This window comes from Kitasatospora sp. NPDC056531 (assembly GCF_042794375.1).
Taxonomy (GTDB): Bacteria; Actinomycetota; Actinomycetes; order Streptomycetales; family Streptomycetaceae; genus Kitasatospora.
The window spans coordinates 368,617-390,464 of the sequence record NZ_JBHTTU010000002.1; the positions used below are offsets into that span (position 1 = coordinate 368,617).

Consider the following 21,848-nt stretch of genomic DNA (forward strand, 5'->3'; position numbering starts at 1 on the left):
AAGGAATCCCCACCGTGTCCTTCCTCGACACCCCCGACCAGTTGCCCGCCTTCATCGAGGCGAACCGCCCCCGCGCCCACGGCGCCGGCCTGGACCCGTACGAGTACGCCCGGGTGACCGCCCCGCTGACCTCCCTCCACGACTGGCCGGCCGCCTTCGCCGCCGCCGGGCGCCGGTACGCCTCCGTGGCCGAGCGCGCCGCCGCCGAGGGCCGTACCGTCACCGCCGGTACCGCCTACCGCGACGCCGCCCGCTGGTTCCACGTCGCGGGGCTGCTGCCGCACCCCGACCGGGCCGGCGCCGCCCGGCTCGCCGCCGAGGCCGACGCGGCGATGCGGCGGGCGCTGGCGCTGCTGGAGCCGACCGCGGAGCGGGTGGAGGGCGAGGGCTTCGCGGGCTGGCTGCGCCGCCCGGCCCCGGCGGGGGAAGCCCCGGTGGTGGTGGTCGTGCCGGGGATGGACTCCGGCAAGGAGGAGTTCCACGCGGTCGCCGAGGCCCTGCTGGCCCGGGGCGTCGCGGTGCTCGCGATCGACGGGCCCGGCCAGGGCGTCCTGGCCGCCACCAGCGTGCCCGAGCCGGACTACCACCGGGTCGTCGGCCGCGCCCTGGACGCGATCGCCCACCACGACGGCCTGGACCTCGCCCGCGCCGCCGTGATCGGCCTCAGCCTGGGCGGCTACTACGCCGCGACGGCCGCCGCCCGGGAGCCGCGGCTGCGCGCCGCGGTGACGGTCAGCGGCCCGTACCAGCTGGACTGGGAGCACCTGGTGCCGTTCGTCACCGAGACCCTCACCCAGCGCTGCGGCGGCCCCGAGGAGGCCCGCGCCTTCGCGGCCCGGGTCGACCTGACCGCCCTCGCCCCGGTGATCACCCTCCCGCTCCTGGTGGTCGAGGGCGGCGAGGACCGCATCCCGGGCGTGACCAACGCCACCGCCCTCGCCTCAGAGGCCCCGAACGCCGAGCTGCTCCTCGTCCCCCACGGGAACCACCTCCTCGGCACCGCCCTCCCCGACTGGCTCCCCGCCACCGCCGACTGGCTCGCCGCCCGGCTGGCCTGACGGCCCAGGAGTGCGTCAGTACGGCAGGAGGGCCCCGGTGACCAGCTCGAAGTCGAAGGGGTCCGGGATGTGCAGCGTCTCGCCGAACGCGACGTCCTCGCGCCGGTGGTACCTGGTGTCATCCGGCCGGCTGAACAGGGTGACGCTCTTCTCCCTCGCATCGATCAGCAAGTACAGGGGGATGCGCATCAGCGGGTAGTCGCGCAGCTTCGCCACCCAGTCGTTCTCGGGGTTGGAGGGCGAGACCAGTTCGACCGCGATCGCGGCCAGCTCGGCCGGCAGCTGGTTGTCGGTCGTGGCCAGCACCTCGTCCGGAACGTACGTCAGGTCGGGGTTGCGGCTCTTGCCGACCTGGGGCGAGACCAGATCGGTGTTCTCGCTCGGCAACAGCCCGGCCGGGGCGTGGGCGTCGAACTGCCGGCGGATCACCAGGAGGTTGCGTTGGTGGATGCCGGAGGGGCTCACCATCATGGTGATGGTGTCGCCCGAGAGCTCGACCTTGAAGCCGTCGGGCAGGCTCCTGCGGGCTTCCTCGAGCAACTCGAAGTGTTCCGGGGTCATGAGCGCGAAGCCTCCTGAACCGAATCCGCCGGTGTCGGACACCCAGCGTAGTCGGGACCCGGTCGTCCGGAACGGCGAAAGCCCCCGTAGCGAATTCGCTACGGGGGCTTCCCGGTTGTGGCCAGGGCCGGGGTCGAACCGGCGACCTTCCGCTTTTCAGGCCAAGCCGGGGCGTTGGAGTGTCCTGATTTGAGCGCTTCCGCCGTCCGCAGAAGTGCGGCTTCGGACGTCATCGTGCACGGCGGTTGGCGTCAGCGTTGGCGTCACCCGGAGTCTCGGGATCAGGCTGTGCTCGTCAGTCGAGGGTGCGCAGTTGCTGGTTGATCTCGTGCAGGTCGAAGTGGGCCGGGTCGAAGTCGGCTGCTGTCTTGAGACCGAGCCAGCGAAGCAGGTCCTCGTGCTCCGGGTTGGTGGAGTCCAGGAGGGTTCGCTTGAGGTCCTCGTACCCGCCCGGGCCTCCGCAGTCCTCAGGTGGGCAGGCTCCGGCGCCGTCCACGCAGGCGGGATAGTGGTGGTCGGCCTCGGCTGTCATCCGGCGTTCGACGGTGATGCGGTGCTCCCACGAGTCGCCGAAGTCGTAGTCGTAATCGAGGTGTCCACCTTCCTTGACCAGGATGTCCAGGACAGCGGTGGTCTCGTCCGCGAAGTCCAGTTCACCGGAGCGGCGTCCGTACTGGACGCCGTTCGCGCTGAACGCGTGCAGGTGACAGTTCTGCCAGCCCATGGCGGCCTGGATGACCTGGTGCAGCCTGTCGAGGCGGATGCCTGCCGGTACCTGGACGAGACGCCAGACCGAAGGCCGATTCACGTCGGAGAGCTGGACGCGGAGTTCGTAGACCGGGTCACCAGCGCGTAGCTCCCCGCGGAGCCGGGCCATGGCTTGACGGCCGGCCGAGGTGAGAGTGACGGACTTGCCAGTCTGCTGGGCGGCCCCGAGGCCCCTGAGCGCAGCGAGGAGGCGGTCCACGTCGCGGTCGTTGCTCTGACGCAGGAGGCGAAGACGGTCCTCGGGAAGGTCGTCGAGGACGAAAAACCCGGACAGTGTCTCCCACACCGCAGTCCGCAGCTTCTGCTCCGGCACCGGGAGGTCGGCGGCGTAGAGGCTCGTCAGTACCGCCCGCAGCCCGGCCGGGTACTCCTCCGCGAACATCGAGCCGAGCCACCCGGAGGGCAGCACCGCCTCGCCGATGCGCGGCAGGGCCTCGAACAGCGCGTCGAGGACGCGCTCGGGGTCCTCCAGTAGGCGCGCGTTCTTCTTGACGGGCACCAGGCGGCCGCTCGCGACCCGCAGCAGCCGGGCCGCCTTGGCCCATTCCACCAGCAGGTTCAGGTGATACAGCTCCTGGCTGGACTTGGTCTTGAAGGTCCTGCCGCCGATGGCCGGGTCGATGGTGTCGCTGGTCTCCAGGAGAGTGACCAGGGCCCGCGCATCCGCGAGGGTGACCTTGCCCGTCTGGGTGAGCTTGCGTCCCGGGTCGATCCAGCTGACGAGACCTCGGATCTGCTCGACGGTGCGTGGCTGCTCGGGTTCCATCAGCGCTTCCTGTCTGCCTCGGGCTTGGCGGATTTCATCATCAGGGGTCGGGGGTCCCGCTAGGGTCGCAGCGATGAGTGAGTACCAGTACTACGAGTTCCTGGCGATCGACCGGCCGCTGACCAGCGACGAGCAGGAGCAACTGCGGGCGCTGTCCACCCGAGCCCGGATCACCGCGACCAGCTTCACCAACGAATATCAGTGGGGCAACTTCCGCGGTGATCCGAGGCGGATGGTGGAGCAGTACTACGACGCTCACCTCTACCTGACCAACTGGGGCACCCATCAGGTGATCCTGCGCGTGCCCAAGGGGCAGCTCACGCTGCGGGCGCTGGAGCCGTACTGCTTCGACGAGTGCGTCGAGGCATGGACGACCAAGACCCACCTCGTCCTGGACCTACGCAGCGAGGACGAGGGTGGGGACTGGGAGGAGGGCGCCGAGGACTCGCTCGGTGCCATCGCCGGGGTACGGGCCGAGCTGGTCTCCGGGGATCACCGCGCCCTGTACCTCGCGTGGCTGTCCGCCATCGGCGCCTGGGCGCTGCAGGACGACGACGAGGAGGCTTACCAGGAAGTAGTCGAGCCCCCGGTCCCGGCTGGGCTCGACCGGCTCACCGCACCGCAGCGAGCGTTCGCGGACTTCCTGCGTGTCGACGCTGACCTGCTCGCGGTCGCCGCCCAAGCCAGCCCGCCTGCCCCAGAGCCTCGGAGGAGGCCCGGAAAGAAGGAGCTGGCACCACTGATCGCCGCGCTTCCTGAGAAGGAGAAGGACGGCCTCCTACTGCGTCTCGCGCTGGGGGGTGAGCCTCAGCTGGGAGCCGAACTCTTGCGCCGCCTGCGCGGCGAGCCGCCCGTCGCGACCGTGCCGGGGCAGCGCTCCGCCGCCGAGTTGCTGGACGCTGCGCACACGCTGGCTACCGAGCGCCAGCAGGGTGCCGAGCGGGTTCGATTCGAGGCCCGGGCCAAGAAGCTGACCGCCCTGGCTACCAACGAGGAAGCGATCTGGCGCGAGGTCGAGAACCATGTCGCGCGTAAGCAGACGGCCCGCTACGACGTCGCCGTGGCCCTCCTGGTCGAGCTCCGAGACGCCTGTGACCACGTCGGACGCGGCCTTGAGTTCCGGCAGCGGCTGGCCGCGCTCCGTGAGGAGCACCGGCACCTGCCCGGCCTGCTGCGCAGACTCGACGACCGGGTGCTGCGCGGTTGACGCCACCCGCACGCACGGGACGCTTGAAACGAACCGACGGCCCATACCATCTGCGTGATATACAGTGGTTGGTATGGGCGAGCGCTACTCCATCGAGCTGGAACCGGAGGTGCGTCTCTGGCTTGCGAGTCTCACTCCGCAGCACTATCGGCAGGTCGAGGAGAAGGCTGATCTCCTTGCCGAGTACCCGACCACGCTCGACGAACCGCACTCGCGGAACCTGGGTGATGGGGTGCGGGAACTGCGCCTCGGCCTGAGCGGGAACGCGGTGCGGATCAGCTACTGGCTGGCGCCTGGACGCCGCATCGTTCTGCTCACCGTCTTTCGCAAGACCCGGATGCGCGAGGAGACGGATGTCAAACGAGCCAAGGCCGCCAAGCTGGCGTGCGAGACGGGGCACCCGGAAGCTCATGAGATCTACAGTCGCAACACAGCGGAGGAGGAACGGTGAACCACGCACGCTGGCAGCTGGCTCGGGACAAGCGCGCGCTTCGCAGGGAGTTCGAGCCCCCTGCGATCATCGCCGAGCGAGAGCAGATTCGTCTGGCCATGGCACTCGGCCAGCTCGTCTACGACCGGCGTACCCAGCTGGGACTGAGCGAGGACGATCTGGCGGTTCGCCTCGGTAGCACCGCTGACGAGGTGGAACACATCGAGGTTGGTGGAGTCCTCCCGGTCACGTCCGACCTGCTTCTCCGGATTGCCGCGGCTCTGGAGGTGTCCGTGGACGTCCATCTGGCGACCTCGGGCACAGCAGTCAGCTTCGCCGCTCGCGCCGCATAGCCAGGAGGAAGCCGTGGACTACGGGCAGCAGTTGTCGGCCGCTCTACGGGACAGGCGAAGGCAACTGGGGATCTCCCAGACCGAACTCGCCCGGCGGGCCGGCATGACGCAGCCTGGCATCTCCCGCGTAGAACTGGGGGACACGACCCCGACCCTTCCCCTGCTGGCGCGGCTCGCCGAGGCGTTGGAGGCAGACCTCGACATCCGGCTGGCCCCCCTGGACGGAAGGACGACGATGCGCTTCGTGCCCCACCGTCACGCCGACGCGGCGTGACGGCAGGGGCGGTGGAGTTGCGGCAAAGACGCGGAGGTCCTGACCGTCCGCTGTGCCGTTGGCGTCAAACGACACGAAAATGCCCCCGAAGCGAGCTGCTTCGAGGGCATCGTGCCTGGTCAGGCGTGGTGGCCAGGGCCGGGGTCGAACCGGCGACCTTCCGCTTTTCAGGCGGACGCTCGTACCAACTGAGCTACCTGGCCGTACTGCACCGTCTCTTGCGAGACGAGCGATCCCGACGGGACTTGAACCCGCGACCTCCACCTTGACAGGGTGGCGAGCTAACCAACTGCTCCACGGGACCTTGTAGTGGCGAACCACTAAGGTCTTGCGGCACTGCACTTTACTACGGTACTGCGTGCCCCCAACGGGATTCGAACCCGTGCTACCGCCTTGAAAGGGCGGCGTCCTGGGCCACTAGACGATGAGGGCTTGCGGCCTGTCCCGCTGTTTCCAGCGTTCGGGGACGTCGAGAAGCATATGGGATGCGGGGCGGATCGCCAAAACGGGTTTGGGCCGGGTGGGGGGGTCGGGGCCCGCGCGGGTCAGGACCAGCCGAGTTCGTCGAGCTCGTGGTCGTCGAAGCCGAAGTGGTGGGCAACCTCGTGGATGACGGTGGTGCGGACCTCCTCGACCACCTGTTCGCGGGTCTCGCAGTGGCGCAGGGTGGGGCCGCGGTAGATCAGGATGCGGTCGGGCAGGACCCCGGCGTACCACTCGCCGCGCTCGGTCAGCGGAGTGCCCTCGTAGAGGCCGAGGAGTTCGGGGTCGTCGGGGTCGGGTTCGTCCTCGACGAAGACCGCGACGTTGTCCATCATGGCGGCGAGCTGCGGGGGGATCTGGTCCAGGGCGTCGCTGACCAGTGTTTCGAACTCTTCCCGGGTCATCTCCACCGGATCATTGTCGGGTCTCGGGTGACGGTGTGCCAGACAACGGGCGCCGGTGTTTGATGGGGCTGTGACGACTTCGGAGGACGCGTTGGACAGCGCCGCGGAGGGCCCGGTGCGGACCGGGTCGCCGGCCGCGGCGGCGGCGCGGAGCCGGCCGCCGGTGCTGCGCGGGCAGGGGCCGGCCGTGGCGGTGGTCGCGGTGGGCGGCGTGATCGGGGCGGTGGCCCGGTACGCGGCCGGGCTGGGCTGGGAGACCGGGCCGACGGCGTTCCCGTGGACGACGCTGCTGATCAACGTGGTCGGCTGCGCGGTGATCGGGGTGTTCCTGGTGGCGATCACCGAGGGGCGTCCGGCGCACCCGCTGCTGCGGCCGTTCTTCGGCACCGGGGTGCTGGGCGGGTTCACCACCTTCTCGACCTACTCGGTGGACATCCGCCGGCTGCTGGAGGCGGGGCGGCCGGGGCCCGGGCTGGCGTACCTGGGGCTGACCCTGCTGGGCGCGCTCGGCGCGGTGTGGGCGGCGGCGGTGCTGACCCGGCGTCTGATCCACCGCCCGGTCCGCGACGGGGGTGCCCGGTGAGCCGGCTGAGCGGGCCGGCGCTGCGGCTGACCGTGATGGTGGGCGAGAGCGACATGTGGCACCACCGCCCGGTGTACAGCGAGGTCGTGCACCGGGCGCGGGCGGCCGGGCTCGCCGGGGCGAGCGTGTTCCGGGGGATCGAGGGGTTCGGCGCCTCGTCGCTGGTGCACACGGCGCGGCTGCTGTCGCTGAGCGAGGACCTGCCGGTGGCGGTGGTGATTGTGGACGAGGAGGAGCGGCTGCGGGCGTTCCTGCCGCAGCTGGAGGAGCTGGTGGCCGAGGGGCTGGTGGTGCTGGACCACTGCGAGGTCGTCCGGTACACGGGCCGTGCGGCGGAGCGTGGCGCGGGCGGGGGAGCGCGGTGAACTGGCTGCTGGTGGTGGTGGGCGCCATGGTCGGCGCGCCGCTGCGGTACCTGACCGACCGGGCGGTGCAGTCCCGGCACGACTCGGTGTTCCCGTGGGGCACCTTCACGGTGAACGTGTTCGGCTGCCTGGTGCTCGGCCTGCTGGCCGGGGCGGTGGCGGCCGGTGCGGCCTCCTCGCACGTCCAACTGCTGGTCGGGACGGGCTTCTGCGGGGCGCTGACCACCTACTCGACCTTCTCGTACGAGACGCTGCGACTGGCCGAGTCCGGCGCCGTGCGGTACGCGGTGGCGAACGTGGCCGGCAGCCTGGTGGCCGGCCTGGCCGCGGTCTACGCGGGGGCGGAGCTGGCCTCGGCGCTCTGGGGCTGAGCGGGCCCGGTCGGGAGCCGCCGGGAGCCGCCCGAGAACTGCCGTACAGCCCGTGTCCCGCCGCGCCCGGCGCGCGTTGGGCACCGAGAGCGGCCGCGCGCAAGTGGGCGGCCCGGGTGGGGCGGTGGAGAGGGAGCTCGGTGGCTGCGGTGCGGGCGGTTCGGGCGCGGGTGGCCGCGCCGGTGCGGGAGACGGTGCTGCGGGAGACGGCGGTGCGGCGGTCGCGCGCGGTACGGGCGGCGGCGGTGCTGGCGGTCGCCGGGCTGGGGCTGACCGGCTGCATGTCGGTCGGTCCGGCGGCGGAGGAGAAGCACGGCGGGGTGGCCCCGGTCGGGCAGGCCGGTCCGGCGGGCAGGCCGGGGGCGACGGCGGGTCCCTCGGCCTCGCCGGGCGCCGGGCACCCGGGGGGCGTCTCGGGGCGTCCGGAGCGCCCGGGGGGCTTGCAGGCAGAAAACGCGCCCGCCGGGGCCACGGCCACCGTGGCGGGTGAGGTCGCGCCGGGCGCGAACGGCGCGGTCGCCGGCGTGGTCCCGGTGCCGGGGGCGGGTGCTCCCGAGAGCGCGCCGGGCGGCGGCGGTTCGACGAGTGGCGGGCCGAGCCCCGCGCCGCACCCGGGCGGCACCTCGGCCAGCTCCGGAGGCGCCGCGGGCCCCGGCGGCACCAGCGGGGCGGGTGGCACCGGCGAGGGCCGCTCCGGCGGCGGTCCGGCCGGGACCCCGTCGGCCACCCCGAGCAGTCGCCCGTCCAGCTCCCCCGAGCCGGAGCACACCACGCCCGCCGCGACCGTCCCGCCGGTCCCGGAACCCTCCTCGGGAAGCTCCGGTTCCGCGGCCCCGAGTCCGCGTGCGGGTACGCATTAGCAAACTGGCCTGGGCGTTTGCCTCCGATCCCGAGGGTGCTCTATGGTGGTAGATCGTTCGTTTGATCCATTTGACTGGCGCCCCATTCCCATCGGCGCCCTTGGCGCGTTCCGGCGATCCGTGGCTGACCGCATAGAGGCGGTTGTGAAACAGAACCCCGGACTTTGGCGCGTGCCACTTCCGGAAGGTTTTGCATGTCTCTCGTTGACGACGCCCGCTTCGCCATGCCCGCAAGCGAGTCCGCCGCCGATGTCACCGACACCACCGCTCCCACCACCGACGCCGCCGACGTCGAGCTGAACACCGACGCCGTCGAGGTCGAGGAGATCGTCGAGGCCGCCGAGCCCACCATCACCTTCGGCGACCTGGGCCTGCACGACGACGTCGTGCGCGCCCTCGCCAAGCGCGGCGTCACCACCCCGTTCCCGATCCAGGCCGCGACCATCCCGGACGCCCTGGCCGGTAAGGACGTGCTGGGCCGCGGCCGTACCGGCTCCGGCAAGACCCTCAGCTTCGGCCTGCCGCTGCTGACCCGCCTCGCCGACGGCGAGCGCACCAAGCCCAAGCACCCGCGCGGCCTGATCCTCGTCCCGACCCGTGAGCTGGCCATGCAGGTGGCCGACGCCCTGGAGCCGTTCGGCTCGGTGCTCGGACTCAAGCTCAAGGTCGTCTGCGGCGGCACTTCGATGTCGAACCAGATCTACGCGCTGGAGCGCGGCGTCGACATCCTGGTCGCCACCCCCGGCCGTTTGCGCGACCTGCTGAACCGCGGCAGCGCCAAGCTGGCTGACGTCCAGACCGTCGTGCTCGACGAGGCCGACCAGATGGCCGACATGGGCTTCCTGCCCGAGGTCACCGAAATCCTCGACCAGGTGCCGGCCGGCGGCCAGCGCCTGCTGTTCTCCGCCACCCTGGAGAACGAGATCGACACCCTGGTCAAGCGCTACCTGAAGAGCCCGGTCACCCACGAGGTCGACCCGTCGGCCGGCGCGGTCACCACCATGACCCACCACATCCTCGTGGTGAAGCCCAAGGACAAGGCGCCGATCACCAACGCGATCGCCGCCCGCAAGGGCCGCACGATCATCTTCGTCCGCACCCAGATGGGTGCCGACCGCGTCGCCGAGCAGCTCATCGAGGCCGGCGTGAAGGCCGACGCGCTGCACGGCGGCATGACCCAGGGCGCCCGCACCCGTGTCCTCGGCGACTTCAAGGACGGTTACGTCAACGTCGTCGTCGCCACCGACGTCGCCGCCCGCGGCATCCACGTCGACGGCATCGACCTGGTCCTCAACGTGGACCCGGCCGGCGACCACAAGGACTACCTGCACCGCTCCGGTCGCACCGCGCGCGCCGGGCGCTCCGGCGCTGTCGTCACCCTGGTGCTGCCGCACCAGCGCCGCGGCGTCTTCCGCCTGATGGAGGACGCGGGCGTCGACGCCAGCCGCCACATCCTGGACCACGCCTTCGACGCCGAGGTCGCCAAGATCACCGGCGCCCGCTCGCTCACCGAGGTGCAGGCCGAGAGCGCCGCGAACATCGCGGGTGCCGCCGAGCGTGAGCTCGCCGACATGACCCGCCAGCTGGAGCGCGCCCAGCGCCGCGCCACCGAGCTGCGCGAGGAGGCCGACCGCTTGGCCGCCCGTGCGGCGCGCGAGCGGGCCGAGCTGGGCATCGAGGACGAGGCCCCGGCCGCCGAGGAGGCGGGCGAGCAGGCCGCGACCGAGGCCCCGGCCGCCGCCGAGGCCCCCGCCGCCGCGGCCGCGCCGCAGGCGGAGGAGCGCACCCCGTCGTACCGCGAGGCGCGCACCGAGCGTCCGGCCTTCGCGCGTGACCGTGACCGCGACCGTGACCGTGACCGTGACGAGCGTCGTTCGGGCGGCTTCAACCGGGACCGTGACGACCGTCGGTCCGGTGGCTTCGGCGGTGGCCGTGACCGTGACGAGCGCCGCTCGGGTGGCTTCGACCGTGACGAGCGTCGTTCCGGCGGCTTCAACCGCGACCGTGACGACCGCGGCGGCCGCTCCTTCGGTGACCGTCCGGCCCGCTCCTTCGGCGACCGCCCGTCCTTCGGCCGGGACCGTGACGAGCGCGGCGGCAGCAGCCGTCCGTTCTCGCGCCGCGACGACCACCGCTCCGGCGGCCGTCCGCAGGCCGACCGCGGTGGCTTCAACCGGGACCGTGGCGGCTTCGACCGCGACCGCGGTGGCTTCGGCGGCCGCGACGACCGCAAGCCGCGCTGGAAGAACTGACGTCGTACGGCCGGTGGTTGACCGCCGGCCGGACTGACTGACCGATGACACGAAGGGCCCGCTCCGTCCCCCGGAGCGGGCCCTTCGCGTTTCCCCGATACCCCCCCCGACACCTCCGTGTGCACGCCCCCCGAGGCGTTGTTCTGGAAGTGAGAATAACCTGTGGCGCGGCACGGCGGTAGTCCCGTAGCGTCACGGACATGAGCAGCAGACTGCATGAAGTGGCACGGGTGAACGAGGAGATCGCCGAGCGGGGGAGCTACCGGACGGCCGGCGGCGAACTCGTGTCGGTGGGGGAGCAGTTGACGGCGGCGAAGGCTCGCACGGTGTCGTACGCGCCGCGGGCGCTGGACGAGTTGCTGGCCTCCGGGGAGCCCGGGCCTGCTCCGGCCGCCGGGCGGATCGAGGTGACGGCCGAGGGGAGCATCGAGGCCGCCCGGCGGCTGGTCGCGGCCGGTGCCGGGCCGGTCGGGGTGCTGAACTTCGCCTCCGCGCGCAACCCCGGCGGCGGCTACCTGCGCGGCGCCCGCGCCCAGGAGGAGGACCTGTGCCGCAGCGCGCTGCTGTACTCCTGCCTGCTGGAGGCGCCCGACTACTACGAGGCGCACCGGGCCTCGACCGACCTGCGGTACAGCCACCGGGTGATCGTCTCGCCGGACGTCCCGGTGATCCGGGACGGGCGCGGGGCCCTGTTGGCCCGGCCGTACCCGGTCACCTTCCTGACCTCGCCCGCGCCCAACGCCGGTCAGCTGGAACGGCGTTCGCCCGGTACGGACGTCCGCGGGGTGCTCGCCGAGCGGGCCGTCCGGGTGCTCGCGGCGGCGGCCCGGCACGAGGTCCGCACCCTGGTGCTCGGAGCCTGGGGCTGCGGGGTGTTCCGCAACGACCCGGCCGAGGTCGCCGAGGCCTTCGAGGGCGCGCTGGCCCGGTACGGGGCCGCCTTCGAGCGGGTGGTGTTCGCGGTCTGGGACCGCTCACCGGTCTCGGCGAACCGGGCGGCCTTCGAGGCCCGGTTCGGCGCGGCGGTCCGGTAGGCAGGGGCCGACTACCGCTTGCGGGCGGCCAGCACCGTCGCGGCCGTGGAGGCGGCCGCGACCACACCGGTGACCGCGAAGACGGACGGCCAGGCGCCGATCCGCTTCGCCAGCGGGTGCGAGCCGCCGAAGGCCGCCACGTACAGGCCGGTCAGCGCCGCCGCGGTGGCCGTGCCCGCGCTCCGGCGCCACTGCGCGGCCGCCCCGGCACCGGCCACCGCCAGTACCGCGCCGCCCAGTTCGCGCCGGCCGCTCCAGCGGGCGACGCCGTAACCGCCGACCAGACCGCTCGCCGCGGTCAGCGCCGCGGGCGCGGCGGCCGAGAGCACGTTCGGGACCTTCGCCATCGTCGACTCCACTCGTCACTCGTCACTCGTCACTCGTAACGGCCGCGGCCGGAGGGGCTGCGTCGGCTTCCGACCCTAACCCGGCGAACGCGGCGGCCGGCCGGGGCCTCCTACCCGAAGGCCCCCACCACCGACATCCCCGGCACCATCCGGGCCAGCAGCTGCGCCGCCTCCGCCGGGTCGAGCACCTGCTCCAGCCGCAGGTCGCCCGGGATCTCCTGGATGAACCGCCCGGCCGACCAGGTGCGCTCGTACGGCAGCGGCTCCAGCACCAGGGTGCGTACCCCGTCCAGCACCGGGATGTCGTCGGGCGTCCCCTCGTTCCAGAGCCAGGAGCCGTCCGGCGCGACCAGGTTGAAGGCGCCGGTCGCGATCAGTCGGCGGCCGTCCAGGAACTCGGTCCGGGCCAGCGCCACCACCTCCGGGTCCTGCGGGGTGCCGGGCAGGTGACCGCCGCCGATCAGCAGGTCGGCGAGCAGGGTGTGCAGTTGGAAGGTGTCGCTCAGGCCGCTCATCCGCAGCAGGTAGCCGGTGCCGGTGGGGCGGTCGAGCACCCGCAGTGGCTCGTCGTCGAGCACCTGCGCCAGGTGGGCCAGGCCCTTGAGGTCGTGCTGCCCGCCCTCGTACCGGCCCGCCAGCTCCAGCAGCACGGCCGTGACGCCCGAGGCGCGGGCCTCGGCCCGGACCGGCGCGTGCGCGTAGACCGCCCAGGCGGCCTGCTGCCACAGGTGCAGCGTCCACCAGGCGACCACGGCCAGGTGCGCGTTCCACTCGTCGAGGTGCGCCGGGTCCTCGATCCGGGCGTGCGCCTCGGCCGGATCGTCCTCCTCCCAGTCGGGCAGCGGGCCGCCACCCGTCTGCGCCCAGCGCTCGACGAGCCGCTGCGCGCCGGTCAGCGCCCCGCGCAGGCCGGCCAGCACCGGGCCGGAGCAGGCCACCGGGTCGGCGCCGTACTCCACGCAGGCGCCCGTGATCATGGCCAGGTGGGCCCGGGGGAACGGCGGGGCGTCCGGCAGCAGCGCGGCCAGTCGGGGTCCGGCCGCCTGCCGCTCGGCGGGCTCGGCGGGGCCGAACAGCCCGCCGACCAGGCCCAGGGCCGGGCCGAAGCGCTCGTCGTCCCCGGCCGCGACCACCGCCTCCAACTCGGCCACCGCGTCGAGGAGGGTGGGCTGCTGACGCTGCGGCGGAAGATGACCATGAGTCTGTTCGGGGCTCCGCCCGGGGATCTGCCGCGGGTTCCGCTCGGGGTTCTGCTCGGTGGACATTTGCCGCAGCATAGGCGGCGGAGCCCGTCCGCCGGAAACGCCCCCGGGCATCGGGTCGGTGACGGGATACTCGCGCGGTGACCGCGTCCCCTGTTTCCCCTGATGCTCCTGATGCTTCTGATGCTTCTGATGCCCGGGATCCCGAGGAGTTCTCCGAGCCCGCCCTGAAGGTGGCGCCGCTGGAACTCTTCCTGGACCTCGTCTTCGTCTTCACCATCACCCAGCTCACCGGCAGCCTGGTCCACCACCTCACCCTCGGCGGCTTCGCCCAGGTGCTGGTGATGCTGGGGCTGATCTGGTGGATGTACGACGCCTTCATATGGCTGACCAACGCGCTGCCGCCGCGCACCCGGGGGCGCGGCGGACTGCTGATGCTGGCGATGGGCGCCTTCCTGGTGATCTCGCTGTCCGTCCCGCACGCCTTCGAGGGCGGCGGCGCCGCCTTCGGCTGGGCGTACCTGATGGTGGTCGCCCTGCACACCGGGATGTTCATCGTCGCCGAGGTGGCGCCCGTCGCGGTGCTGCGGATGGGCGCGTCCAACCTGGTCATCGGTGCCTTGGTGGTGGCCGGCGGCTACCTTACCGGGACGGTCCAACTCGCCTTCTGGACGGTCGCGTTCGCGATGCAGTTCGTCACCCAGCGGGTGGCCGGGCTGCCCGAGTTCCGGCTGCGCTCGGACCACTTCGTGGAGCGGCACGGGCTGATCATGATCATCGCCTTCGGCGAGTCGGTGATCGCCATCGGCGTCGGCGCCGGGACGACCGAGCTCGGACCCGAGCTGATCGCGGTCGCACTGCTCAGCCTGACCGTCTGCGTCGGCCTCTGGTGGGCGTACTTCGGATACGACGACGACGCGCGCGCCGAGCACCACATGGCCGCGCTGCCCTCCGCCGAGCGCAACCGGGCCGCGGTCACCGTCTACTACCTCGGCCACTTCGGGCTGCTGCTCGGCGTGCTGCTGTTCGCCGCCGGGGTGAAGTCGGCGGTCGCCCACCCCGACGCGGCGATCACCCTCCCGCAGGCCCTCGCGCTGGCCGGGGGCATCACGCTGTACCTGGTGGTGAACACCGCCGTGCGCCGCTTCTTCGGCCTGCGCCCCGACCTGCCCCGGCTGATCGGCGCCGCCGCGGTCCTGGCGACCGTCCCGCTGGGCACCGCGGTCTCGGCGCTGGACGAGGTGGGCGCCGTGGTGGCCGTGCTGGCCGCTGTATTCGGGTACGAGTCCGCCTGTCGGCGCCCGGTGGGAGACTTCGGACATGACTGACCGAGCGACTGACCGAGCGACTGACAGCGCGGCCGACCCCGCGATCACCGACGGCCGCTACCGGATCCGCAACGTCGGCAGCGGTCTGCTGCTGGAGGTCGCCGAGGGCTCCCGGCGCAGCGGCGCCCGCGTCCGCGTGGGCGCGGAGGACGGCTCCGACGCCCAGCTCTGGCAGCTCACCGCCGTGCACCCGGGCGGCGCGCTGTTCCACATCGAGAGCGCCGCCAGCGGCAAGCGCCTGGACGTCACCGGCGCCTCCCCGGAGGACGGCGTTCCGATTCAGCTGTGGTCCGCCAACGCCTTCGGCGCCCAGGAGTGGCTGCTGGAGGCCCACGTCGACGCGCCGGGGACGTACACCGTCACCAGCTTCATCAGCGGCAAGCCGCTGACCGCCCCGGCGGAGCCGGACGCGGGCGTCCAGCAGTGGGAGGACGTCGACGCACCGACCCAGTGGTGGCGCTTCGAGCGTCGGTAGTCGGTCGTCGGTGGCCCTCCGCGGTCAGACCGAGAGGTTGGCGCGCAGGGCGTCCAGCTCGGCCTCGGTGATGCCGTGGGCGTGGAGGTAGGCCGGGACGGTGCCGTGGTGGGTGCGGATCCAGCCGAGGGAGGAGGCGATGAGCTCGGCGCTGACCGGGCGGGAGACCCGCTCGGAGCCGGTCTCGTCGACGTACGGGACGGGGCCCTGGTCCAGGCCGAGGCCGAGGTTGGACAGCAGGAAGTCGGCGGTGATGTCGGCGTCGGAGGCCCCCAGCAGGGACTGCAGGACGGCGACGGTGAGGCCGGTGCGGTCCTTGCCGACCGCGCAGTGCACGAGCACCGGCAGCGCCGCCGGGTCGGTCAGGCGCCGGATGAGCGCGGCGAGCGAGGGGCCGGCGGTCTCGGGCATGAAGGTGTACAGGGCGGCCTGGTCCTCGGGCCAGGGCCGGTCCACGTCCCCGCGCTTGGCGGGCAGGGTCGGCAGGTTGAGGGTCTCGTGGTCGAGGCCGTGCCGCTGGTCCGGCCAGACCTCCAGCTCGACCGGGCTGCGCAGGTCGATCACCGTGCGCAGGCCGAGGTCCTTGAGTCTCCGGGCGCCCTCCTCGGTGAGCGTGTGGAAGGACCCGGAGCGGTACAGAACGCCCCGACGGAGGGCGCCGATCCCGCCCGCGTCACGGAAGTTGCGCACACCGGGGATGTCGATGAAGGCGTCGGTCATGGCCTCCACCGTACGGGCGAGGACGGATCGGCGGAAGGAAACCGGAGGGGACCGTCCGCTGAAGCCCCGCCCCCGGGAACCGCCGTGCCGGCCTGCCCGGCGGGGGCTCAGCGGCCCCCGGCGACCTCCAGGAACGCCCCCGTGGTGTACGAGGCGGCCGGGGAGAGCAGGAACAGGATCGCCTCGGCGACCTCCTCCGGCTGCCCGCCGCGCCGCATCGGCAGGTTCGGCGCGACCCGCTCGACCCGCCCGGGCTCGCCGCCGAGCGCGTGGATGTCGGTGTGGATCAGGCCCGGGCGGACGCAGTTGACCCGGATGCCCTCGGCTGCGACCTCCAGTGCCAGCCCGCGGGTCATCGAGTCCACCGCGCCCTTGGCGGCCGCGTAGTCGACGTACTCGTTCGGCGAACCGATCCGGGAGGCGGCCGAGCCGACGTTGACGATCGCGCCGCCGCGCCCGCCGTAGCGGGTGGACATCCGGCGGACGGCCTGGGCGGCGCACAGGAACGGGCCGGTGATGTTGGCGGCCCAGATCCGGTTCAGCCGGTCCTCGTCGATGTCCTCCAGCCGGCACTGCTTCTCCAGCGTGCCCGCGTTGTTCACCAGCCCGGTGAGCTCCCCGAGTTCGGTGTCCACGGTGGTGAACAGCCGCTCCACCTCGGCGGTGCGGGTGACGTCGGCCCGGACGGCGAGGGCGGTGCCGCCCTCGGCCCGGACGGCGTCCACCACGGCGGCCGCCGAGGCCTCGTCCGTACGGTAGTTGACGCAGACCCGGTAACCGCGGCGGGCGGCCAGCAGGGCGGTGGCGGCGCCGATGCCGCGGCCGGCGCCGGTGACGATCAGGACTTCGTCGGTGGTGGTGGTCGACATGATCGGTACGCTACCCGGCAGGTCAGCCGCGGACACCCGGGGACGCCGCCCGCAGCGCCGCGATCCTCGGCGCACGGCTCTTCGGCGAGTCCAGGCTGAAGCCGCGGGCGTCGCCGAGCTCGTCCCGGACGAAGGCCGAGGTTCGGGCGACCGCCTCGCGCAGCGCGTCGTCGGGCGGGACGAACAGCTGGTGGACGATCTCGGCGCGCTCGGTGTCGTACTCCCACAGGCCGACGATCCGGCCGCGGTCGAGCACCAGGTGGGTCTGCGGGTCGGCCTCACCGCCGAAGGTGCGCCCGGCCCTTCCGGCCGGCAACGGGCGGGCCGCGTCGGCGGGGTCGAGCAGCCGGGGCAGGTCGCGGTGCAGCAGGTGGATGCCGTCGATGCCGGCCAGGAGGGTGTAGTGCGGATCCTTCGGCACCTCGAACCCGGCGAACTCCTCGGCGAGTTCGGGCGGCAGCAGGAGCTCGGAGCCGGGTGCGAGCGGGACCAGTCCGGCCTCGGTGACGGCCCGTCTGGCGGTGGCGGCGGTGAAGCCGGAGAACCAGCGGAAGTGCTTGAGGGTGGCCGGGCCGGCCCAGGAGAAGTAGCGGCGGGCGAGGTCGACGGCGTCGCCGCGGACCGGCTGGTCCCAGCCGACGTAGCCGTAACGCTGTTGGTCCAGGCGGCCGTTGACCGGTACCCGGCGGATCCGCCCGCGCGACTGCATCAGCCCGAGGGCGAGCGGCAGGGTGGTCGCCAGTCCGCGCTTGCGGCCCGGCTCGCCGAGCGGGCGGACGGCGTCGCCGACCGCCTCCCGGATCGTGGTCGGGTCCAGCGGCCGGTCCGCGGTCAGCACCCGTTCGACGGCCAGGCAGAGTTGCTCGACCTCGCCCCCGGCGACCCCCAGGTGCTTCTGGGCCGCGGCCAGTTCACCCGCCGGGGCGGCCGCGCCGGCCGCCAGGCCGAGCGCGAAGTCGGCGGCCGGCAGCACGTAGGTACAGCCGCGCGCGGACGGCAGCTCGTGCACCTCCAGGGCGGCCACCGCCGCGTCCACCGCCGCCCGGCCGAGCCCGGCCCGGGCGAACAGGCCCAGGTACGGGGCCGCGCCGCCCACCGAGCGGGCCCAGCCGGTGGCGGCCAGCACCTCGGCGGCGGACGCCCCGGTGTGCGGGCGGTCCAGCCACTGCCGGTGCGACCACCAGGCCCGCAGCTTCTCGACGTCGACGGCTTGCCGGTGGGGATCGTGCTCCATGGGGCCAGTATCGGCGGCCGGGCGGACCCCGGACCGGAAATCGCTCGCTCGGCGCGGCCCGTTCCGGAGAGGATTCCGGAGCGGGTGCGGTAGTCGCCCGTCCGTTCGAGAGGAGCTCGTCCGTGTCCGCCACACCCGGTACCGTCCTGCTGTCCGGCATCGTCGGCTCCACCGCGTACGGCTTCGCCCACGCCGGCTCGGACGTCGACCGGCTGGGCCTGTTCGCCACCCCCACCGAGGAGTTGCACGGCCTGCACCGCCCGGCCGAGTCGCACGTCACCACCGCGCCGGACGTCACCCTGCACGAGGCCGCCAAGTGGTGCCGCCTGGCGCTGTCCTGCAACCCGACCGCCTCCGAACTCGTCTGGCTGCCGGAGGACCTGTACGAGACCGTGACCCCGCTCGGTCGCGAACTGGTCGGGATCCGCTCGACGTTCCTCAGCGGGCCGGCCGTCCGCAAGGCCTATCTCGGTTACGCCGACCAGCAGTTCCGCAAACTGCTGACCCGCGACACCGGGGACCCGGTCACCCGCCGCCGGGCCGCCAAGCACGCCCGGCACCTGGTCCGGCTGGTCGAACAGGCCGTCCGGCTGCACGAGACCGGCCGGCACCTGATCCGGCTGCTCGACCCCGAGCACGTCCGTGACCTCGGCGAACGCATCGCCGACCGCCCGGGTACCGCCGAATCCCTGCTCGCCGACGCCGCCGAACGCCTCGCCCGCCCCGGCGTCCTGCCCGACGCCCCCGACCCGCGCCCCGCCGAGGCCTGGCTCCGCCGCGTCCGCGCCGCCCACTACACCCCGCCCCAGGAACCCGGCGCGTCCACCCAATCCACTGGCGGAGCCCTGGGCCCCACCGGGTAGGATCGCTGTGGCCCTCCCCGCCCGGGACCTCCGGGATCCAGCCGGGGCAAAGGGCCGCGGGCCACTAGCTCAATTGGCAGAGCTGCGGACTTTTAATCCGTAGGTTCAGGGTTCGAGCCCCTGGTGGCCCACTCTTCCCGGAGGCGTTTACCCACGCTGACCTGCGACTCAGCGCCCTGACTCGGTTTTGCCGGTCAGGGCGTTTTCGCTTCCCGGGTGCGGGTGCGGGTGCGGGTGCGGGTGAGCCCGAAGTGAGCCCGACGGTTTCGCCGCCTGCGGCCTCACGGGCCCGGGGAACCAGCCGTGCGGCGGTCTCGGACACCGCCCGGTCGATCTCCGGGAGGGGACGAGACCCTTCGGGTGAAGAACCGGAGCAAGGCCGCCTGATTGGCGGTTCGCTGGCGGCCGGGGAGTTTTCCAGACCATACGTTCAACTCCGGCGTTCACAGCGGCGGCGCTCGTGCGCAGAGTTCGTCCACGCCTGCCACGGACCACGAAGCCAGGAGGAACAGTCATGCGCCTGACCCGCTGCGCTCTCGCCGCCGCAACGGTGGCGGCTTCCGCCGCAGCCTTCGGCCTGCCCCTCTTCCTCATGGAGCGGACGTCCCACGGTCCCGATGCCACGCGGGTCCGCATGGTCGGCGTCTCCGGCACGTCGCTGGGCAGGGCCGAATCGTCCTGGCCACTCTCCACGAATCCGGTCCCGCAGGAATCAGCGCGCCCCTGTTTCAGCTACGGCGGCCCCTACTGCGGCTGGGTGGGAGCATTCTGGGGCGGCTGTGACAGGGAGTGGGGTCTGAGTTACGGAGTCAAGAACCCCAACTGGATCTGCCCCCACGACCCCCGCCCGAGTTCCTCGGCCACGTCGGACCCCACCGAAAGCAGCACTTCCTCCTGACCGGTTCCGCCGTGAGGACCACGTTCCCGCGCGGCCGGCCCCCCGGGAGGCCGGCCGTTCGCCATCGGTGCGGCCGGGTCGGCGCCACATCAGGGTCCTGATGCGGCGTCGGGGGTCGAAGGCGCTGCCGGTTCCTGTTCCGGCCGAGTGGCACGCAGCCGACGACGTCGGCGAAGCCAGGCCGTGGCCAGTGCTCCTAGAACCATCAGCAAGCCGCCGGTCGCGATCCCGATGCGCTTCGCGCCCAGCCGACCAGTGCTCCTACCGACAGCCGTACCATCAGGCGGAAGAGGGAGGCTGGTGCCTCCGGAGGCGAGAGTCTCCGGCGCGGGCTGGCCGTTGTGACCGTGGTCCCCTTCCCGGGGTGACGGGGAACCGGACTCCTGGGGTGACGGGGCGCCGGACGGGCCACCCCCGCCGGCAGTCGCACCATCGTGCGGACGATCGTGGTCACCGCGGTCACCGTCGTTGTGGCGGTGGTCGTCGTCGTAGTAGTCGTCGACGCAGTGGGCGGCTGCGAAGGGGAAGGATCGCTCGTGGCGGCCGAAGGCCTTCACCACGAAGACCGGATGCTCCCTGAAAAAGCCACGAATCTGAAACTCATACTGGTTGCTGGTGTTGGTGGGATAATTCACGTCCAAATACGTTGAAATAGAAAAGTTGTCCCAAGGTGCCTCCGGCGACGAGGGCGAGGATGACGAGCTCCCCTGGAGAACGAGAGCCTCCGGCCCACGCCGACTGTTGGTCAGAATCGCCCTGAAGGTTTTGTCGATGAGCACGACGCGGCGGGCGCTGAAGCAGTGGCGCCAGGGGCTGGGGCGATAGAAGTACCCTTCCCCGCCCCTTTCCCCCTCTCCGCCCCTTTCCCCTTCCCTGCCCCTTTCCCCGTCCCCGTCCCCGTCCTGGGGCCACAGGGAGCCGGGCGCGTGCTGTGTGGACGTCTGTGCGGCGACGCCTGCGGGCGCAGACGCGAGGGCGAGAGCCGCACCCGCCAGCGACGCTGCAACCCAGGGTCGAAGATTCATCCGATGACCTCCATGGGTGGCGGGCGCGGGCAGCCGCCTGCTGGGCGAACAGTCGAGTGTCAGAAGAAGTTAAGAGGGCTCGACTCATCACACCGTGAACATCCTCGGGGAACCGCACGCTTGTCACTCAGCCGCAGCAGTACGCCAGGCTGCGGAAACAACGGCAGGCAGCCCGTTCTGGCGGGACTCCCCCCGTCGGGCGTCGCGCTCAGCCGCCGACGCCGACGCCGACGGCGACGGCTTCGATGACGCCTTGCCAGGCCCGGTGGTATCCCTCGCGGAGCGGGCCGCCGGCGAGGTCCAGGATCGCCGAGGCAGCCTCGACCAGCGGCGCGGTGTCCTGCGAGGTGCCCAGCCGGGCGTAGGCGTCGAGCAGCGCGGCGCCGCGCTCGGGATCCGCCTCCAGCAGGCGTCGCGGCAGCCACTTGCCGCTGCCCGTCCAGGCTCGGTGGTGGTCGAACAGCAGGTCGGCAGCGGTGTTGACCACCACCCCGGCGGTGACCAGCAGTTCGACCGGAGCGATGGCGTCGAGCAGGTCGTCCAGCGCGTCCGTCAGGCCGTGGCGCTTGGTCTCCAGGGTCTCCGGTCCGAGTGCGGGCGGGCCCTGGCGCAGGTCTTCCTCCGCCAGGGCCCGGGCCCGCCCGGCCTCCCCGTCCACGTCGACCAGGACCAGGCCGGTGGCGTACATGTTCTGCAGCACGGCGCGCCGGGTGGCGACGTCCACCGCGAAGAGGTCGCGGAGACCGGCCCGGGTGTGGACGAACAGCTCCACGACCCGCCCCTCGAAGCGGAGCGTCTCCCGGTAGGTCTCGCCCCCGCCGGCGATCAGGACCGCGAGGTCCAGGTCGCTGTTCGCGCCTGCCCGCCCCGAGACGGTGGATCCCGCCAGGACCACGGCGAGCGCCCCGGGGAAGCGGTCTCGGACGAGGCGCCGTGCTTGGTCGATCGGATCATGGTGCGACCACGGTCCCACAGGGAGTACGACGCGAAGGCGGGCGCGCGCGCCTGAGGTCCCGCACCTGTCCTACTTCCCCTCCAACGGATCGGGGCCCGGGGGGGGGGGGGGGGGGAAAAAAAGAAGAAAAGGCGTTTCGGGTTACCGGTAGCTGCGCGAGGGG

The 21,848-nt window shown here is 72.5% G+C and carries 24 protein-coding genes and 4 tRNA genes; 16 read left to right on the forward strand and 12 right to left on the reverse strand.

Annotation, left to right across the window (positions count from 1 at the left end; translation table 11 throughout):
• Positions 1–14 precede the first annotated feature (14 nt).
• Complete coding sequence (locus tag ACFQ87_RS04385) at positions 15–1,058, forward strand: alpha/beta hydrolase family protein (RefSeq protein WP_380609044.1); 1,044 nt, start codon at positions 15–17, stop codon at positions 1,056–1,058.
• 15 nt (positions 1,059–1,073) lie between these two features.
• On the opposite strand, the gene ACFQ87_RS04390 is transcribed toward ACFQ87_RS04385, so the two are convergent.
• Together ACFQ87_RS04390 and ACFQ87_RS04395 are read right to left on the reverse strand one after the other, a co-directional pair.
• Positions 1,074–1,619 (reverse strand): Uma2 family endonuclease, encoded by a 546-nt coding sequence (locus ACFQ87_RS04390; RefSeq protein ID WP_380609045.1) that lies wholly within the window; start codon positions 1,617–1,619, stop codon positions 1,074–1,076.
• A gap of 295 nt (positions 1,620–1,914) precedes the next feature.
• On the reverse strand, positions 1,915–3,153 hold the full coding sequence (locus ACFQ87_RS04395; RefSeq protein WP_380609046.1) for a plasmid pRiA4b ORF-3 family protein: 1,239 nt from the start codon (positions 3,151–3,153) through the stop codon (positions 1,915–1,917).
• Positions 3,154–3,226: 73 nt separating this feature from the next.
• On the opposite strand from ACFQ87_RS04395, the gene ACFQ87_RS04400 reads away from it, so the two are divergent.
• From ACFQ87_RS04400 to ACFQ87_RS04415, 4 genes are all read left to right on the forward strand, one after another.
• A complete protein-coding gene (locus ACFQ87_RS04400) occupies positions 3,227–4,360 on the forward strand; it encodes a hypothetical protein (RefSeq protein ID WP_380609047.1) in 1,134 nt (377 codons plus the stop codon).
• Between the two features lie 73 nt (positions 4,361–4,433).
• Entirely contained in the window at positions 4,434–4,811 is a 378-nt protein-coding gene (locus ACFQ87_RS04405; protein ID WP_380609048.1) for a type II toxin-antitoxin system RelE/ParE family toxin, read from the forward strand.
• Positions 4,808–5,143: a helix-turn-helix domain-containing protein gene (locus ACFQ87_RS04410; protein ID WP_380609049.1), complete on the forward strand. Its 336-nt coding sequence runs from the start codon at positions 4,808–4,810 to the stop codon at positions 5,141–5,143. The genes ACFQ87_RS04405 and ACFQ87_RS04410 overlap by 4 nt, the downstream gene beginning before the upstream one ends.
• Positions 5,144–5,156: 13 nt before the next feature.
• Entirely contained in the window at positions 5,157–5,417 is a 261-nt protein-coding gene (locus ACFQ87_RS04415; RefSeq protein ID WP_327068229.1) for a helix-turn-helix domain-containing protein, read from the forward strand.
• A gap of 126 nt (positions 5,418–5,543) precedes the next feature.
• Here ACFQ87_RS04415 and ACFQ87_RS04420 read toward each other — a convergent pair.
• From ACFQ87_RS04420 to ACFQ87_RS04435, 4 genes are all read right to left on the reverse strand, one after another.
• A tRNA-Phe gene (locus ACFQ87_RS04420) sits at positions 5,544–5,620 on the reverse strand.
• Between the two features lie 27 nt (positions 5,621–5,647).
• Positions 5,648–5,721: transfer RNA gene (locus ACFQ87_RS04425), tRNA-Asp, on the reverse strand.
• Between the two features lie 55 nt (positions 5,722–5,776).
• Positions 5,777–5,849 (reverse strand) — tRNA-Glu (locus ACFQ87_RS04430).
• Between the two features lie 113 nt (positions 5,850–5,962).
• Complete coding sequence (locus ACFQ87_RS04435; RefSeq protein WP_380609050.1) at positions 5,963–6,304, reverse strand: metallopeptidase family protein; 342 nt, start codon at positions 6,302–6,304, stop codon at positions 5,963–5,965.
• A 70-nt stretch (positions 6,305–6,374) separates the two neighbouring features.
• On the opposite strand from ACFQ87_RS04435, the gene crcB (ACFQ87_RS04440) reads away from it, so the two are divergent.
• The 6 genes from crcB (ACFQ87_RS04440) to ACFQ87_RS04465 all read left to right on the forward strand — a co-directional run bounded on the left by crcB (ACFQ87_RS04440) (position 6,375) and on the right by ACFQ87_RS04465 (position 11,769).
• Positions 6,375–6,887, forward strand: a complete 513-nt coding sequence (gene crcB / locus ACFQ87_RS04440) for a fluoride efflux transporter CrcB (protein ID WP_380609051.1) — start codon at positions 6,375–6,377, stop codon at positions 6,885–6,887.
• Entirely contained in the window at positions 6,884–7,252 is a 369-nt protein-coding gene (locus ACFQ87_RS04445) for a DUF190 domain-containing protein (RefSeq protein WP_380609052.1), read from the forward strand. The genes crcB (ACFQ87_RS04440) and ACFQ87_RS04445 overlap by 4 nt, the downstream gene beginning before the upstream one ends.
• On the forward strand, positions 7,249–7,623 hold the full coding sequence (gene crcB, locus ACFQ87_RS04450; RefSeq protein WP_380609053.1) for a fluoride efflux transporter CrcB: 375 nt from the start codon (positions 7,249–7,251) through the stop codon (positions 7,621–7,623). Before ACFQ87_RS04445 ends, crcB (ACFQ87_RS04450) begins: the two co-directional genes overlap by 4 nt.
• A gap of 140 nt (positions 7,624–7,763) precedes the next feature.
• A complete protein-coding gene (locus ACFQ87_RS04455; RefSeq protein WP_380609054.1) occupies positions 7,764–8,483 on the forward strand; it encodes a hypothetical protein in 720 nt (239 codons plus the stop codon).
• A 194-nt stretch (positions 8,484–8,677) separates the two neighbouring features.
• The gene (locus ACFQ87_RS04460; protein WP_380609055.1) at positions 8,678–10,735 is read left to right on the forward strand and encodes a DEAD/DEAH box helicase; all 2,058 of its coding nucleotides are present in this window, start codon (positions 8,678–8,680) and stop codon (positions 10,733–10,735) included.
• 200 nt (positions 10,736–10,935) lie between these two features.
• The gene (locus ACFQ87_RS04465) at positions 10,936–11,769 is read left to right on the forward strand and encodes a TIGR02452 family protein (protein WP_380609056.1); all 834 of its coding nucleotides are present in this window, start codon (positions 10,936–10,938) and stop codon (positions 11,767–11,769) included.
• Between the two features lie 11 nt (positions 11,770–11,780).
• Here ACFQ87_RS04465 and ACFQ87_RS04470 read toward each other — a convergent pair whose 3' ends face one another.
• A complete protein-coding gene (locus ACFQ87_RS04470; RefSeq protein ID WP_380609057.1) occupies positions 11,781–12,116 on the reverse strand; it encodes a hypothetical protein in 336 nt (111 codons plus the stop codon).
• 110 nt (positions 12,117–12,226) lie between these two features.
• Positions 12,227–13,381 carry a hypothetical protein gene (locus ACFQ87_RS04475; protein WP_380609058.1) on the reverse strand — a complete coding sequence of 385 codons (1,155 nt, stop codon included), beginning with the start codon at positions 13,379–13,381 and terminating at the stop codon, positions 12,227–12,229.
• A 77-nt stretch (positions 13,382–13,458) separates the two neighbouring features.
• On the opposite strand from ACFQ87_RS04475, the gene ACFQ87_RS04480 reads away from it, so the two are divergent.
• Both ACFQ87_RS04480 and ACFQ87_RS04485 read left to right on the forward strand, forming a co-directional pair.
• Positions 13,459–14,646 carry a low temperature requirement protein A gene (locus ACFQ87_RS04480; RefSeq protein ID WP_380609059.1) on the forward strand — a complete coding sequence of 396 codons (1,188 nt, stop codon included), beginning with the start codon at positions 13,459–13,461 and terminating at the stop codon, positions 14,644–14,646.
• Entirely contained in the window at positions 14,639–15,121 is a 483-nt protein-coding gene (locus ACFQ87_RS04485) for an RICIN domain-containing protein (protein WP_380609060.1), read from the forward strand. Before ACFQ87_RS04480 ends, ACFQ87_RS04485 begins: the two co-directional genes overlap by 8 nt.
• A 24-nt stretch (positions 15,122–15,145) precedes the next feature.
• Here ACFQ87_RS04485 and ACFQ87_RS04490 read toward each other — a convergent pair whose 3' ends face one another.
• The 3 genes from ACFQ87_RS04490 to ACFQ87_RS04500 all read right to left on the reverse strand — a co-directional run bounded on the left by ACFQ87_RS04490 (position 15,146) and on the right by ACFQ87_RS04500 (position 17,944).
• A complete protein-coding gene (locus ACFQ87_RS04490; RefSeq protein WP_380609061.1) occupies positions 15,146–15,841 on the reverse strand; it encodes a tyrosine-protein phosphatase in 696 nt (231 codons plus the stop codon).
• Positions 15,842–15,948: 107 nt separating this feature from the next.
• Positions 15,949–16,710 carry an SDR family oxidoreductase gene (locus ACFQ87_RS04495; RefSeq protein ID WP_380609062.1) on the reverse strand — a complete coding sequence of 254 codons (762 nt, stop codon included), beginning with the start codon at positions 16,708–16,710 and terminating at the stop codon, positions 15,949–15,951.
• Positions 16,711–16,732: 22 nt separating this feature from the next.
• Positions 16,733–17,944, reverse strand: a complete 1,212-nt coding sequence (locus ACFQ87_RS04500) for a DNA glycosylase AlkZ-like family protein (RefSeq protein WP_380609063.1) — start codon at positions 17,942–17,944, stop codon at positions 16,733–16,735.
• A gap of 122 nt (positions 17,945–18,066) precedes the next feature.
• On the opposite strand from ACFQ87_RS04500, the gene ACFQ87_RS04505 reads away from it, so the two are divergent.
• From ACFQ87_RS04505 to ACFQ87_RS04515, 3 genes are all read left to right on the forward strand, one after another.
• The gene (locus tag ACFQ87_RS04505) at positions 18,067–18,807 is read left to right on the forward strand and encodes a DNA polymerase beta superfamily protein (protein WP_380609064.1); all 741 of its coding nucleotides are present in this window, start codon (positions 18,067–18,069) and stop codon (positions 18,805–18,807) included.
• Positions 18,808–18,865: 58 nt separating this feature from the next.
• Positions 18,866–18,938 (forward strand) — tRNA-Lys (locus ACFQ87_RS04510).
• Between the two features lie 1,213 nt (positions 18,939–20,151).
• Positions 20,152–20,355, forward strand: coding sequence for a hypothetical protein (locus tag ACFQ87_RS04515; protein WP_380609065.1), 204 nt, complete (start codon positions 20,152–20,154; stop codon positions 20,353–20,355).
• Positions 20,356–20,938: 583 nt separating this feature from the next.
• On the opposite strand, the gene ACFQ87_RS04520 is transcribed toward ACFQ87_RS04515, so the two are convergent.
• The gene (locus ACFQ87_RS04520; protein ID WP_380609066.1) at positions 20,939–21,703 is read right to left on the reverse strand and encodes a nucleotidyltransferase domain-containing protein; all 765 of its coding nucleotides are present in this window, start codon (positions 21,701–21,703) and stop codon (positions 20,939–20,941) included.
• Positions 21,704–21,848 lie beyond the last annotated feature (145 nt).

Bases quoted from the DNA above. Each gene is read 5' to 3' on its own strand.
- ACFQ87_RS04465 (WP_380609056.1), top strand. From the start codon at position 10,936: ATGAGCAGCAGACTGCATGAAGTGGCACGGGTGAACGAGGAGATCGCC.
- ACFQ87_RS04485 (WP_380609060.1), top strand. From the start codon at position 14,639: ATGACTGACCGAGCGACTGACCGAGCGACTGACAGCGCGGCCGACCCC.
- ACFQ87_RS04495 (WP_380609062.1), bottom strand. From the start codon at position 16,710: ATGTCGACCACCACCACCGACGAAGTCCTGATCGTCACCGGCGCCGGC.
- ACFQ87_RS04500 (WP_380609063.1), bottom strand. From the start codon at position 17,944: ATGGAGCACGATCCCCACCGGCAAGCCGTCGACGTCGAGAAGCTGCGG.
- ACFQ87_RS04405 (WP_380609048.1), top strand. From the start codon at position 4,434: ATGGGCGAGCGCTACTCCATCGAGCTGGAACCGGAGGTGCGTCTCTGG.
- ACFQ87_RS04475 (WP_380609058.1), bottom strand. From the start codon at position 13,381: ATGTCCACCGAGCAGAACCCCGAGCGGAACCCGCGGCAGATCCCCGGG.
- ACFQ87_RS04460 (WP_380609055.1), top strand. From the start codon at position 8,678: ATGTCTCTCGTTGACGACGCCCGCTTCGCCATGCCCGCAAGCGAGTCC.
- ACFQ87_RS04395 (WP_380609046.1), bottom strand. From the start codon at position 3,153: ATGGAACCCGAGCAGCCACGCACCGTCGAGCAGATCCGAGGTCTCGTC.
- ACFQ87_RS04400 (WP_380609047.1), top strand. From the start codon at position 3,227: ATGAGTGAGTACCAGTACTACGAGTTCCTGGCGATCGACCGGCCGCTG.
- ACFQ87_RS04490 (WP_380609061.1), bottom strand. From the start codon at position 15,841: ATGACCGACGCCTTCATCGACATCCCCGGTGTGCGCAACTTCCGTGAC.
- ACFQ87_RS04390 (WP_380609045.1), bottom strand. From the start codon at position 1,619: ATGACCCCGGAACACTTCGAGTTGCTCGAGGAAGCCCGCAGGAGCCTG.
- ACFQ87_RS04470 (WP_380609057.1), bottom strand. From the start codon at position 12,116: ATGGCGAAGGTCCCGAACGTGCTCTCGGCCGCCGCGCCCGCGGCGCTG.
- ACFQ87_RS04435 (WP_380609050.1), bottom strand. From the start codon at position 6,304: ATGACCCGGGAAGAGTTCGAAACACTGGTCAGCGACGCCCTGGACCAG.